Below are 13,467 nucleotides of genomic sequence, written 5' to 3' on the forward strand. Positions count from 1 at the left end.
ACAGTTTTAATATAGCACAAATCATGCGCGAGCATCAGTGTTAAAATCGGCATTTTGTAAGGTGAAAAAAAATAAAACTAACTCGTGCGAGATCGCAACGAATTAGTTTTATAGGAGTAAATTATTTATTTTAGCTTGCCTAATGCAGCCCTCAATTTAGCCGAGTGCTCTCATCATGCAACTTAAAGCGCTCAAGCTGGCTATGCAGTTCGTTTGCAATTTGCATCAGATGCTTGACTTTGATTCGGGAGGAATCGAAAGCTTGCTGCTGTTCCAATGTCGACGCCGAAATTTCTTCGCTTCCGGCGGCTGACTGCTGCGTAACCGCGCTGATGTTTTCTACCGATTGCAACACGCGGCCGCTTTTTTCCTGAGAGATATTCATGTCTTGCGTTAGCTGTTGGAGCTGATTGACGATGTACTTAACCTTCTCATCAATGACTTGGAATGATACTGTTGTTGCATCCATTGCGCTAACTTGCTGCTTCGCAAGATCTAGCCCATCTTCCATTACGTTTGTCATCTTGTCCATACGTTCAGTAATTTGATTCACTAGATTTAAAATATGTGATGCCGTGTGGGTGGACTGGTTTGCCAGTTTTTTGACCTCGTTGGCAACAACCGCGAAGCCGCGTCCCGCTTCACCTGCTCCATTGCCTGCTGACCTTCCAAAACCGCATGCGCTGCTTCTTCACTATATCGGCTTGATAATAGCGATGCCTCCACATTTGTCGTGAAGCCTATCTGTACATCTTCCATCAAGGCTACGACGTTCAGCAAATCCCCGGAAACCACCTGATTGCCTTTAGCCAGCTCATCCGTAGCAATGGAGATTTGGCTGACAATTTCCGTTAAAATTTTATTTTCAGAATCAATCTCCTTAGCATTGCTATCAATCTTTGAGCCTGCATCACCAATGGATTGTGCCAAAGCGTGCAGGTTGGACACCATTAATGCAAAGGACACGCTCATCTGGGCTATCTCATCGTGTCCCTTGGGCTGCGGCACCCGGATGCGAAGATTGCCCGATGACACTTCCCTTGCGCATTTGTTCAGCTGGGAGAACACCAACCAAGAAGCTTCCCTCATCCTCTTTAAATGTCAGGGATGCTACATTCGGCAGCTCAGAAGTATCGTCAATTAATATAAATTGCTGCTCCGGAAATTGCTCCGATACGTTTTCCAGGCTTTCTTTTACAGCAAACCCTAGACCTACGATCAAGTCGCATTTTTCGTCAACAAGCTCCGTTAAACCTTGGTCAAAACTTTCTAAATCCGGCAGTTCCCGATAGTCCAGTTCAATGCCAAGCTCATCGCGTGCTTTCGTCAGCCCTGCAAAAGCCCCGTCGCTGAACGACTGGTCGCCCAGTCCGTCATTCGAGAGCATGATGCCAACCTTCAGCCGCTTGGGCGAGGCATGCTCTTCCTTTGCCCCGCATCCATTTAATAAGATGGTCATCATAAGCGGGAAAAGAATAAGCAATCGAAATGATTTCATCATACTGCATGCCCCCTTTGATCAAGTGATGTCGAATGTAGCTGAAAATTGTCTAATTAAGGATATTGTAAGTTTCATCTTCGCTAGCTGTGTTAAGGGGAGGTTAAGAAATTATAAAGTCTGGGACTTTTGGGGGAGGGGGAATTAGAACTTTCAAGTTAAGTGGAATAATCCCTATCTCATGTGGGATCAATCTTTATTGTCAATCGTGTCACCCTTCCAAGAAACATTACACACAAGCCTGTAGACCAGAAAAACCTCCACTCATCACAAGCCATCAATAGACACATCTATTTTCAACCTCACTTTATTTCCAGCAGCCCCCTTGCTTCCGCATCTGAAACTAATATCTCCCTTTTCCTTTAAAATGTAGCGCTTAACCTATCTCATATAGCTCCTTCATTTTCTTCCTTCTTTCAATTCCCTTCCAATCAACGTTTTATCAGCATAATCTTCAGAATATCAATTGCAGACAAATAACCATCAATCACGCGCATTGTTTAGCCACCCCGGATTGTGTACGATCCATATAAACCATTAACGAAGGAGGAAGCTTAAAGTGGCTACCCATTCGAAACACAAAAGGGACTACAGCCTAACAGGTCCCGAGAATGATTTGGCAAAGCAAAAAGGGCTTGTCGCAGCGGATTGGTATACGAGCCCTATCCCCCGCTCCAAGCTGAAGGAGCTTATGAAAAGAAAAGACGGACCCGCCATTCGGGATACGATCATTTGGTTTGGGGCGCTTGCGGCAGCTGGGTGGTTAGCCTATTTATCGTGGGGCACGTGGTGGGCACTGCCTGCATTTGCGATTTATGGCGTTCTTTACGCTTCGCCTGCCGACTCTCGCTGGCATGAATGCGGACATGGGACTGCATTCAAAACCTCATGGATGAACGAAGCCGTCTACCAAATCGCTTCCTTTATGATTTTAAGGCCGGCGACGCCTTGGAGGTGGAGCCATTCCCGTCATCATACCGATACGATCATCGTGGGCAGAGACCCGGAGATCGTATCCCCGCGACCGCCAGTTTGGCACGTTATTGCGATGGAGTTTTTCAAGCTTTATGGCGGTCCTCGCGATATAAAGCGCATGTTTCTACATTGCTTTGGCAAGCTGGACGCGGAGGAAAAAGAGTATATCCCGGCAACGGAAATACGCAAAACCTGTACCGAATCGCGTATTTATGTCCTTATTTTCATAGCAGTCATCGCTGCTTGCCTGTATTTTGGCACCATCCTACCCGCCATGTTCATTGTACTGCCTTCCTTCTTCGGAAGCTTTCTCGTCCTTATGACAGGCATGTCCCAGCATCTTGGACTGTATGAGGATGTGCTCGATCATCGACTCAACACGCGTACGACTTATATGAACCCTGTCCTTCGTTTTCTCTATTGGAATATGAACTATCACACCGAGCATCACATGTTCCCGATGGTTCCTTATCACGCTCTGCCGAAGCTGCATGAAGAAATGAAGCATGACTGCCCGGCACCTTCGCCAAGTCTTTACGCTGCGCTGAAGGAAGTGTTTACCGCACTTTTGCGGCAGAGACACGACCCGTCGTACACGATTATTCGGCCACTTCCCGCTTCGGCGCGTCCGTACGTCAACGGCCCAAACACCGGGGATCATAATGAAGCTGTCTCAAAATAAATGAAAAAAAGAGGTGTGTCATATGACATATGAAGGCTGGATTGCGGCATGTGAAGAAGACGATATCGAGGAAGAGGACGTTATTCGATTCGATTACGAGGAGCGAACCTTTGCGATTTACCGCTCCGCAAAAAACGAATATTTTGCTACAGACGGCTACTGTACGCACGAGAAATTTCATTTGTCGGACGGATTGGTTATGGGTAACCACATTGAATGTCCGAAACATAACGGAAGGTTTGATTATACGACTGGGGAAGCCAAGCGTGCTCCCGTCTGTCAGGCTCTCAGAACCTATCCGATTAAGCGGGAATCTGGACTCGTCTGGATCAGGATCAATTGAGGAGGCTTTATTTTGACTGAATACGGCATGGTTATCATAGGAGCAGGAGAAACAGGCGCACGAGCAGCATCTGAGCTTCGCAGCTTGGGCTGGACTGGCATTATTACACTTATTGGCGAGGAAGCCCATGCTCCTTACGAACGTCCTCCTTTATCTAAGCAAGCTTTACAAGAAGCAGCAGAGCCTTCGCCGGCTTTTATACTTGATCATAAAAAGCTGGAAGAGCTCCGCATCTTATGGAAGAAGGAAAACAAGGCCACTTCCATTGATAAGGGCAAACATATGATTAAGCTTGAAAACGGTGAATCGATTTTCTATGAACGCCTGCTGCTTGCTACAGGCGCCAAACCGAGAACGCTTCCAGCTGAACTATTCGAGCCACGGCCCGGTTCTATTATCGATACACCTCTCGTTCATTATCTTCGTTCGTTCAGTGATGCGCTCTCCCTTCGCAAGCGGCTGCAGCCGGGAAAACGTATCATCGTGATCGGCGGCGGCTTCATTGGCCTTGAAGTAGCGGCAAGTGCCAGCGCTTGCGGCTGTGAAGTAACCGTCATTGAGGCTGGACCGCGTTTATTGATGAGAGGCGTTCCCGAAGCAATTGCATCGATTGTGGAAGCCCGACATCGCTCGGCTGGCGTTCGGATTCAGCTCGGTGTGGGAATCTCTCAAGTATCAAGTATAGGCGATGAGAAAATCGTCACCTTGGCAAACGGTGAAGCGCTGGTTTGCGACACGATCATCGCAGGCATCGGCGCTATCCCCGAAACGACGCTCGCCGCAGAGAGCGGATTAGTTATAGAGAACGGGATTCGGGCGGATAATAGGCTTGCTACAAGCGACCCCGATATTTTTGCCGCAGGCGATTGCTGCTCCTTCCCGCATCCTCTTTATGACGGGGCACGAATCCGCTTAGAGGCATGGCGCGCCGCTCAGGATCAAGGTACCTTTGCAGCGGCAAGCATGCTAGGCGCCAAGGAGAGCTATGATGCCGTACCGTGGTTTTGGTCGGATCAATTTGAACTCGCCTTGCAGGTAACCGGCTTGCCTTCAGCAGGAACGGTAACCGTTCAACGCAGCCTTGGCAGTGCAGGGGAGCTGTTTTTCCACTTTACAGGCGAGCACCGCCTTATCGCGGCAAGCGGCATCGGAAGCCCCGGCATAGCAAAAGAGATTCGGCTGGCGGAGAAGCTCATTGCTGCACGGTCAATTCTGGATCCTGCGCAGCTTGCTAGACCCGATGTAAAGCTAAAGGCACTTTTAAATGCTTAGCTGCTTCCAGCCTGACTTGGCATCACATGTAGCATAATGCGCATAAGGGTATGGCAGAATCTTTTACAGCTCATACAGCATAAACCCACATATAACCCTTATATTTTAAAACGCAAAGGCATGCTTTTCTGAATAGGTCAACAATCCCAATACGCCAACGAGCCCTAGATGCAGCTTAATCTCTAGCGGCTCTTTTTTGCTTTGTCTACTCTTATATTCAGAATGTGCTTAGTCCGTCACGTTATCAAAAGTCTCCAACCCGTTAAAACCAGAATTGGAGACGCTCTTTTCTTATTAGTATTCCGAAAGGCTAATTGACGTCGGCTCGTACCTTATGGACTGTACGTTCGGTTCTCATACCATCAGCCACTACTTCCACTCGGACACTACACGCTGCCACTGCGCCTCGGCGATCTTTTTGAAGAGCAGCGCCTGCTGCCAGCGGTCCGAAATTTCGACTTCGTCTCCAGCGGTATTTCTACGCGTAACGGCATAAAACCCTGGAGGACCCAGCTCGGTTACAAAAGGCAGCACATCCCCCGGCTGCGCTTGACGGAGCCAATAGCTCATTCCCTTACTCCACCAGCGCTCAAAATGGGGCAGCATCGGATGGTCGCCTTCTGCACCTACGTCAATCTGAACTTGTTCACCGTTTGAAACACGAGCGTGTATGCCTGAAGTACGCTCCAGCAGCGTGTCAAAATATCTCTCTGTCTTTGTCAGTGAACCGTTCAACTCGCCAGCTACCACGTAATGGGACAAATCAATCATTAAACGAAGCTCCGGCAGTTCGCGAACATATTCGGCTGTCCGAATCAGGTCCTGCGTAACCGTTCCTCTATGCGTCTCGATGAACGTGGGAATGCCCGCTTCGCTTGCTTGCGATAGCAAGCCCGACAGCAGCTTAATCGCTTCATCATTTATAACAAACGAGTCCATCACCTGCAAATTCAAATATTGTACGCGGCCAAAGCGTTTAGCATCCTTAATGTACGCGCTTATATCTTCAACCTTATCCGGAAAGGCGATCGCATTAAAACCGAGCTTATACCGATCAAGAAGCCGTTGCCACTCCTCCTCTTCCGCTTGCGAGGGCACTGCTGCACTGATTGCCGTGTAACCTGCGTCCGCGATTTTCTCAAATTTTTGCTCCATCGTCCATTCCTTACCATCCTCGCCGAGCAGATTCATCGCCCACCACGATTGCTGCAATTCCAGTCTAGGCGCGTTTGACGAACCGTCATTTATCGCATTTCTTGTTCCCATATCAATTCCTCTTTTCTAGGGAGTATCTTCGACATATTGTGCACGGACGAAAAAGCCGACTTTAACTTAATAGCCGGCTTCCATTGTCCTTCCTTTTGATATCGAACCAGTCAATGGCCATTCCACTGCCTTATGCCAAAAGCCAATTCGGATGCTTCGCCAATCGATCCTCGATCAGCTTCAAAGCTTTTTTATTTCTCTCTAAATGAGAATAGGTGTCCCCACCCATGCCGTAGCCCTGAAAACCGAGCGGACCACCGTACCCGTGCTTTTTCAGCGCTGCCAAAAAACCGAACAGATCAAGCTCCCCCTGATCGATGCATTCAATCGAAGCAGGCAATCCGCCAGGAGGCAGCTTGCGGCTGCCGCAAATATTTACGGCATGCAAATATGGCAGGCAAGCGGATACAGCTTCATTTAATTTTGTACCGTCGACGGCATACCAATGGAAAGAACTAAAGGTCATTCCGAGCAGCGGGTGCGAAAGCTTGCTAATTAACCTATGCGCATCCTCCCAACGCTCCAGCCAAAAAAACACATGGTGGTAAAGTGAAATTTGAATCCCTCTACGTTCGGCAATCTGCAGCAGATACGATAACCACTCGAGCGCCAAACGGTCCCCATCCGGATCTGATGGCACGTACCTAGAGCCACCCATCGTTAAGGCTAACTCTACTCGGCTGCACCCCTGAATAGTCTCTAGCATGGCAACGATTTTTGCCGCTTCCGGGTGCTCCTTCGGCAGCGTTACATCCAGCACCGCATACACAGCGGCAATGTCCAATCCATAGTCATCCTTTACTCGGGGCAGCTTTTCAAGATCCGTCCAAGCCTGCTCATCCCATAAGGTTAAGTATGCCGCGTCGTAACCAAGCTCGCGCAGCATTTCACAGCGAACCTCAAACGGATAATGACCCAAGCTGTTATAGAAAAAAGTGTCCATCGCATATACGCTTTCCATCAGATTCCCTCCATCGCAACGACTTGCCCCTCTCCGCTGCGCGCACAGTCATAGATAGCAGCGAGAATTGAAAAGTTGAATACCGCTTGTTCGTTAACAATAGCGGGCGAATGTTGCCCGGAAATCGCTCGAAAAAAATAAACGATCGGCTTATCCATCATGCCCAGCCCTTCATTTGAAATGGTGCTTCGATTCTCAGCCGTATCACCGTTCATATCGTAATAATGAGCCAACTCGCCGCTTCCGTCGAAGCACAACCAATCCCATTGCAGCGCTCCCGCAGTACCTTCAATTTCAGTCAAGCTCCTCTCGGAGCCATGGCAGCATGCAGCGCGCTCGTATTGCACAGGCACAACGCTGCCGTCAGCCAAGTGAAACCTTAGTAACGCACCGACATGCTGCTCCACATCGCTTTGGATCTCGACCGCATGCGGATGGTTCGTTTCAGGATTTGTCGTCCACGCATGAAGGACCTCGACCTTTTGCGGCTGCAGCACTTCCGTTAAACTGGCAATATCGTATGGGCCCCAATCCATCAAGGTTCCGCCACCGCTTATTGCGCGGTTTAGAAACCAGCGGCTCGTCGGCTGATACTCGATGCCCGTCCGCGCCCTTTTCCTTCTCTGAATCCACTGTACTTGATACAGCTCGCCTATTCGGCCCTGATCCAGCAGCTCTTTTACTCCTGCAGTAATTTCCAATCCTGCAAACCGCGAGCTGCAGCAGCCCAGTATTTTCCCCGCTTCCCGGGCCGTTATCAGCATCAGCGCCGCCTCTTCCTTATTCATGGCCAGCGGTTTCTCGCATAACACATGACGTCCGGAGCGAAGCGCCCTGCAAGAAATTTCGGCATGCGTGAGCGGTGGTGTCGCAACGATGACAATATCGTTCTCCTCCGCTGGCTCATCCAGCATAGTATCTAAATGCTCCACTGGAAAGGCCCACGGATATTTTTCGGCAAACGCCGCCAAAGCTGACGGATTCACGTCCGTGACGTAAAGCAATGCCCGCTCGCTCTCTGTTTCAGTTAAACGAGCAATCGCCTCGGCATGGTATCCGGCAATAGCCCCAGCTCCAACGATATAAATCCGCTGTTTCATGATCCACTCTCCTCTATTTGCATTAACAAAGCTACAAAACTCTCAATCCCCTTCATACAATGGAGAGGCGCGTCCTCTTCTTACTATTAAAGCAGACTCACACCAAAGCCCATTCAACATTCCACTGCATAAATTTGCAATTGCGATCCATTCAATGCACAAACAGCTGAGTGAAGCTCGATTACTCCCCCATAACCGCCAGCTCTTCGCGAATATAAACTCCATTTTGCAGCGTTACCCGATCCGGGTCCGATTCGGCGCCTTTGGATTCTTCCTCCACCATGATCCAGCCGTCATAGCCGGTTTCGTTCAAATAACGCATTATTGCTTTATGGTCAATAGAGCCTTCGCCCAGCGCGGACCACGATTCGTTGGCAGCATTCATATCCTTAAAGTGGACATGCTTGATCAGCGAGCGGTACGTTCGAATTATGGCCTCAACGTCCATGCCTCCCTTGGAAATATGTCCCGTATCCGGCGCATAACCGCAGTACCGGGCATCCAAGCCGTTTAGCAGCACCTTGTAATCATCTTCCACTCTGAAAATCGAGCCGCTCGGCGAATTTGGATGATACGCGCATGGGATGCCTTGCTCGGAGGCGCGGCGGGCAACCGCATTAATATTCGCCAGAGCGTTCGCCTGCCGGCTCGCAAGCTCGCTGCGATCCTTGCCCGGAAGCTGCACCATGGTCAATACCGTTCCCGGGAAGTGCTCCAGATAGCGGATGACGCGATCCGCTTCCGATCTTTCTTCCTCAGTCTCTACACCATGCCGCCAATCCAAGGCTAAGCAAAGCGCGCCAAGCTGCAGTCCCCTCTGGTTCAGCGCGTCCAGGAGAGCAAGCGGCGCATCCCTGTACCGCCCAAGCATGCAGACTTCCGGCTCGATTCCTATCCCTCCTGCCTCCGTCGCCACGTCCATAATATGATCCAGCTGGTCGCGGTATTTTTCATAGGACATTTGCCACGTATAGGTTTGAAAACCAAATGAAATCGCCATCCGCTACTCCACCTCCTTAATGGCTTTGCGTATGAACGGAATCGCCTCGCGTCCCCATTCCTCCACCTCAGCGTTAAAGCAGAAATCGACGCACCACCATTCCATGGCTGATACCAATGGTTTCAGTTCTGACAGCACGGCTTGAAAGTCAATTTCTCCCGCTCCAAAAGCTGCATGCGTGCTCGTTTCTTCATCATGCAAGGTCCCGTCCGAATCGATGAGATGGAAATGCCCGATATGGTCTTCAAGCAGCCTTGCGTATTCCGTAATCCCGCCAGACAGCAGCTCTTTCTCCCCGGTTTGGCGGGCGCCGACAACTCCACTCATATAAGCATGACTCGTATCGAACAGCACCTGAAAGGCCGGGTGGTTCACCGCTTCCACGAGCCGCTTCACCTCTGACGGCTTATTCAGCCAGAAGCCAGGCTCAAATTCCCAAACGATGCGCAGCCCCTTCTCTGATGCCAATTCGGCGGAAGTGCGCCATGTCGATACAAGCCTTGAAAAACGCTCCTCGTACTCCGCCTCCGTCAGCGCTTCCGGAGGGCTTACGGTATCCACGCGAATCGTGGCGATGCCAAGGTCCAAGCAAAAATCGATGTAGCCTTGCAGCAGCTCCAAATAGGCGGATTGCTCGCTGCGGTCTGGCGGCGCTGAAGTAAAGTCCGGCGCGTAGCCCGAGATGCCAAGGCCGTAAGAGCGGATTTCCTCCAGCAGCGCTTGGCGGCTCTCGGCCGTCGGATAAAGCTCCGGCGTCGGATGGGGAGCAAATCCGTTGATTTCAACCCCGTCATATCCCGCATGCTGGGCATACTGCAATATTCGCGCGAGTGGCCAAGGCGCCTCTGCAAAAGGACCAAAAGCAAACGCCCAGGAACCGATTGAAATTTTTGGATTCATCTTCATCTCTCCTTATTCGTTAGCTTCCCTATGGCGCAGCAAAAAGTCCAGCGTAATCCGGTTAAAATCCTCCAGCCGGTCCCAGTGATGCGTATGGCCGCTGCCTTCAAAAATATGTTTTTCGGCGTGCTTTATTTCCTCCGCAATTGAAAGCGACAACGGCAGCGGTGTGAAGATGTCTTTATCTCCAACCGTAATGAGCGTCGGCGCTGCGATCGCTCCGAGACGTCCCATCGTATGATGCGAAATGCAAGCCTCACATTGCGACTGAAACGCATGAATAGTCATCGGTGAGGGCTGTTCGAACGCCGCCTGCTGCGCGGCCTCCAACACTTGCAAATGCTGCTCATGATAGGCAGGGGTATAAATGATAAGCTGAAGCAGCTTCTGGAAATCGTCCGCCTCCATAAGCGAATAGGCGTTGCCAAGCGTTTCAAAAACGCGCTTCGTATACGCATCGCAAACCGCCCACGAGCAATTCAGCGTCAGGCTTATGATTCGCTCGGGAGCCGTTAGCGCAGCTTCCTGCGCAATGGCGCTTCCCATGGAGATGCCTGAGAAGTGTGCCCGCTCAATGCCTAGCGCATCGAGCAGCCCTATCGTATCGGCGGCCATTATTTTCGTCGTGTACGGCCCCTTGGGCTCGGAAGAACTGCCCGCGCCGCGGTTATCTATCAAAATGCAGCGGAAATGCTGCTCATAGTCACGCACATGCTCCTCCCAAAGGCTGCCATCGGCCCCTAGTCCCATCAGCAGCACTAGCGGTTCTCCTTCCCCCCGTTCCGTATAAAACAGCTCGATGCCATTGGTATGAATCAAAGGCATTGCAGATTCCCTCCCCGTCAAGCCAAATGGCTTCTGATATATTGAACGCCTAGCCGTGCTGCATCGTCCGGATGCTCCGCATAATCGCGCCACAGATGCAGCCGGGAGATTAACCCCGGAACCTGCTGGCCGAAGGCTTCGATCGTAAGCCAGCCGTCGTAGCCGATTTCCTTCAGCACGTCGAAAATTTCTTTAGGCACGGCATGCCCGCTGCCGGGAACCCCGCGATTGTTCTCCGAGATATGAACGTGGACAATATGTTTTGCTGCCTTCCGCCATGCTTCAGGCACATTTAGCTCTTCGATATTGCCGTGATGCGTGTCTGCCAGTAGCCCTACATTCGCAAGCCCTACTTCTTCCACAAACCGGACGCCGTCTTCCATTGTATTGGCAAGGTACATTTCGAATCGGTTGATTGGCTCAAGGGCAAGCTTGATGCCCAGCTTCGCGGCAAATTCGCCCGCGGCGCGCAGCGTCTCCACCGCATAGCCCCACTCCTCGGGCTGCGGGCCTTGCCCACTGAAGCGGCCAAGGCCTTGGAACAAAGGACCGCATAACACATCCGCTCCGATAAGCTTTGTATTCAAAATCGCGTGCTTCAATATTTCCAGCGCATTTTCCCTTAAACGAACGTCGCTGCTGGCAGGATCAGCCGAAGCCGCATCAAGCGCTGCGATTCCCGTACTTCCAAGCCCTAGCTCCTGCAAAATCAAGCCAAACGCTCTTGCGTCCGCAGCGTCCATGCTGTCGACCGCAAGCTCCACGCCATCAAAGCCCCAATTTAGAATCTCTTGAAGCAAATGAAGATGCTTGCTGGGATCTGGCTTATCCGTCCAGAGAAGCAGATTCATTCCAACCTTCATGACCTGATCACTCCCATGGCTTTAAAATGATTTTGCCGCTTTGCTGTGATGCGGACACCTCGAACGCTTCCTGGATGCGGCTCATCGGAAAGGTATGCGTAATCAGCAGATCTGCGAGCGGAGACTGCTCAATCACCTTCATCAGATTCGGAAATTCATTCAGGTTGTAATGCCAAGAGCCTATCAGATGAATGCCTTTGCGAAGCAGGTCATCGCTCACTTTGATTGGCGTCTCGGAGAAACATTCCCCCACGAAGGCTACTTTGCCCTTACGCTTAACCGCATCGATCTGCAGCCGGTGCGCCGAGACGACGCCTGAGCAGTCTAGTCCATAATCCGGCCCAATTCCGCCGGTCAAAGCTTTGATTTGGCTAACGGCGTCCGGATCACGCGGATCAATGATATGCTCTACGCCCATCCGCTTTGCAAGCTCCACCCGGTATGGGTTCATTTCCGCCGCGATGATCGTGGCTCCCCGGAACTTTGCGTTAACGATCGCGCCGAGGCCGACTGGTCCGAGTCCCGTAATCAGCACGGTTGAGAATACGTTCACTCCCATCGTGGCGAAAGCGCCGTGCGACGGCCCAAGTCCGCAGCAGGCCAGCGATGCTTTCTCATAGGAAACGCCGTCCGGTATTTTGGCGAGCAGCCAAGAAGGCTTTGATAGATACTGCGTCATCGTCGGCTCATGATGGTTCTGATTATGCTCGCAGTAGATGAAGTCGCCTGCCACGCACATCCCGCATTCACCGCATGGATATTGCGGCATGACCACGACGCGGTCTCCGATCCTTACTTTGCTCCCCGGAGCAACCTCCACGACCTCGCCTGCCGCTTCATGGCCTAAGCAATCCGAATGATCGCCGTGGACGAAGCTTTTATATTCCGCACACATCGGCGCGGCATGGACCTTGACTAGCGCCCAGCCCTCCTTCAATGCCGGCTTTTCCCGATCGATCAATTCCGCTTTTTTCTCCCCAGTAATCGCTGCCAGCTTCATAACTCTTCTCCTCCTTCTATTAAATGCTCAGCTCCAACAGCCCAATGCACGGCATTTAGCAGCAGGCGCCTGAACGCTTCGAGCTCAAAATCCTCGGGATGCCCCATCGTCGTAGTAAAAACCCGTCCGCCGCCGGCATGTATCCGAGTCCAAGCTACCGGGTGCACGCGCGGAGTCTCGCTCGTATACGACCAGCCGTTATCCTCTGGATTGACGGTTGCCCCGTTTAGAAGCGGAACCGTTCCTTCCGGCGGATAAGGAAGCACCTGATAGAGCCAAGAACGGCATTCGAAATGCGTCGGAATGCCCTTAAGAGCCGGATGCTCAGCTGCACCCCATGCGACCGAGACGCTAGTTGATGAAGAATGTCCAAAATGGCGGATCCATGGCGCCCCTAGCACATCGATGCCAAAGCCATCATTCCACTTCTCAAGCGGGTGGCCAACTGGATATTGGAATGCGTGCGTGCTCGTCCGGAGTCCAACGACCGGCTTGCCCGCTTCCAAATATTCGCGGATATATCGGAACTGCTCCTCCGGCAGCTGGCGGAAGCGAATATAAAATACTGCCAGATCGGCATCTTGCAGTGCGTCGAGTCCAGCAATGTCCGTCGGATCGCCAGCGCCAAATGTCGCCGTAAGAACGGTTACTTTGGCTCCATGTTTCGTTGCAGCTTCTTCTGCGATCAGAGGCATCGTTTTTTCCGAATCATATTCATCCTCGCCGCAAACAAATACGATATGACGGCCTTTCAACGACTCGTTGGGTAATATCACGTTATC

Annotated in this window: 15 protein-coding genes; 3 read left to right on the forward strand and 12 right to left on the reverse strand. The window is 51.3% G+C overall.

Translation table 11 applies throughout. The annotated features are described in order from the left end of the window. Nucleotides 1-151: 151 nt before the first annotated feature. Genes A7975_RS06160 through A7975_RS06170 form a run of 3 tightly spaced genes read right to left on the reverse strand, consistent with a single transcriptional unit; the run spans nucleotide 152 to nucleotide 1,501 of the window. Nucleotides 152-598, reverse strand: a complete 447-nt coding sequence (locus A7975_RS06160; protein WP_231637641.1) for a methyl-accepting chemotaxis domain-containing protein — start codon at nucleotides 596-598, stop codon at nucleotides 152-154. Further along, nucleotides 559-1,089, reverse strand: coding sequence for a HAMP domain-containing protein (locus A7975_RS06165; RefSeq protein ID WP_369688901.1), 531 nt, complete (start codon nucleotides 1,087-1,089; stop codon nucleotides 559-561). Before A7975_RS06165 ends, A7975_RS06160 begins: the two co-directional genes overlap by 40 nt. Continuing rightward, nucleotides 983-1,501 (reverse strand): BMP family ABC transporter substrate-binding protein, encoded by a 519-nt coding sequence (locus A7975_RS06170; RefSeq protein ID WP_065384498.1) that lies wholly within the window; start codon nucleotides 1,499-1,501, stop codon nucleotides 983-985. The genes A7975_RS06165 and A7975_RS06170 overlap by 107 nt, the downstream gene beginning before the upstream one ends. A gap of 556 nt (nucleotides 1,502-2,057) precedes the next feature. On the opposite strand from A7975_RS06170, the gene A7975_RS06175 reads away from it, so the two are divergent. The 3 genes from A7975_RS06175 to A7975_RS06185 are packed head-to-tail and all read left to right on the forward strand — an operon-like array spanning nucleotide 2,058 to nucleotide 4,770. Further along, nucleotides 2,058-3,155, forward strand: coding sequence for a fatty acid desaturase family protein (locus tag A7975_RS06175; protein ID WP_065384499.1), 1,098 nt, complete (start codon nucleotides 2,058-2,060; stop codon nucleotides 3,153-3,155). A gap of 22 nt (nucleotides 3,156-3,177) precedes the next feature. Continuing rightward, nucleotides 3,178-3,498: a MocE family 2Fe-2S type ferredoxin gene (locus A7975_RS06180; RefSeq protein ID WP_053376275.1), complete on the forward strand. Its 321-nt coding sequence runs from the start codon at nucleotides 3,178-3,180 to the stop codon at nucleotides 3,496-3,498. 12 nt (nucleotides 3,499-3,510) lie between these two features. Beyond that, nucleotides 3,511-4,770, forward strand: coding sequence for an NAD(P)/FAD-dependent oxidoreductase (locus tag A7975_RS06185; protein WP_065384500.1), 1,260 nt, complete (start codon nucleotides 3,511-3,513; stop codon nucleotides 4,768-4,770). A 369-nt stretch (nucleotides 4,771-5,139) separates the two neighbouring features. Here A7975_RS06185 and A7975_RS06190 read toward each other — a convergent pair whose 3' ends face one another. The 9 genes from A7975_RS06190 to A7975_RS06230 form a co-directional block, all read right to left on the reverse strand. Beyond that, nucleotides 5,140-6,036, reverse strand: coding sequence for a sugar phosphate isomerase/epimerase family protein (locus tag A7975_RS06190; RefSeq protein WP_082197994.1), 897 nt, complete (start codon nucleotides 6,034-6,036; stop codon nucleotides 5,140-5,142). A 130-nt stretch (nucleotides 6,037-6,166) separates the two neighbouring features. Next, nucleotides 6,167-6,997, reverse strand: a complete 831-nt coding sequence (locus tag A7975_RS06195) for a sugar phosphate isomerase/epimerase family protein (RefSeq protein ID WP_065384501.1) — start codon at nucleotides 6,995-6,997, stop codon at nucleotides 6,167-6,169. Next, nucleotides 6,997-8,097: a Gfo/Idh/MocA family protein gene (locus A7975_RS06200; RefSeq protein ID WP_065384502.1), complete on the reverse strand. Its 1,101-nt coding sequence runs from the start codon at nucleotides 8,095-8,097 to the stop codon at nucleotides 6,997-6,999. Before A7975_RS06200 ends, A7975_RS06195 begins: the two co-directional genes overlap by 1 nt. Nucleotides 8,098-8,278: 181 nt before the next feature. Next, nucleotides 8,279-9,097: a sugar phosphate isomerase/epimerase family protein gene (locus A7975_RS06205; protein WP_065384503.1), complete on the reverse strand. Its 819-nt coding sequence runs from the start codon at nucleotides 9,095-9,097 to the stop codon at nucleotides 8,279-8,281. 3 nt (nucleotides 9,098-9,100) lie between these two features. Further along, entirely contained in the window at nucleotides 9,101-9,997 is an 897-nt protein-coding gene (locus A7975_RS06210; RefSeq protein ID WP_065384504.1) for a sugar phosphate isomerase/epimerase family protein, read from the reverse strand. A gap of 12 nt (nucleotides 9,998-10,009) precedes the next feature. Continuing rightward, complete coding sequence (locus A7975_RS06215) at nucleotides 10,010-10,822, reverse strand: alpha/beta fold hydrolase (protein WP_065384505.1); 813 nt, start codon at nucleotides 10,820-10,822, stop codon at nucleotides 10,010-10,012. A gap of 17 nt (nucleotides 10,823-10,839) precedes the next feature. Beyond that, nucleotides 10,840-11,685 carry a sugar phosphate isomerase/epimerase family protein gene (locus A7975_RS06220; protein WP_065384506.1) on the reverse strand — a complete coding sequence of 282 codons (846 nt, stop codon included), beginning with the start codon at nucleotides 11,683-11,685 and terminating at the stop codon, nucleotides 10,840-10,842. Between the two features lie 7 nt (nucleotides 11,686-11,692). After that, on the reverse strand, nucleotides 11,693-12,685 hold the full coding sequence (locus A7975_RS06225) for a zinc-dependent alcohol dehydrogenase (protein ID WP_053376284.1): 993 nt from the start codon (nucleotides 12,683-12,685) through the stop codon (nucleotides 11,693-11,695). Continuing rightward, nucleotides 12,682-13,461, reverse strand: a complete 780-nt coding sequence (locus tag A7975_RS06230) for a ThuA domain-containing protein (RefSeq protein ID WP_065384507.1) — start codon at nucleotides 13,459-13,461, stop codon at nucleotides 12,682-12,684. Before A7975_RS06230 ends, A7975_RS06225 begins: the two co-directional genes overlap by 4 nt. Nucleotides 13,462-13,467 lie beyond the last annotated feature (6 nt).

The sequence above is a fragment of the Bacillus sp. FJAT-26390 genome (genome assembly GCF_001682865.1).
Taxonomy (GTDB): domain Bacteria; phylum Bacillota; class Bacilli; order Paenibacillales; family Paenibacillaceae; genus Pristimantibacillus.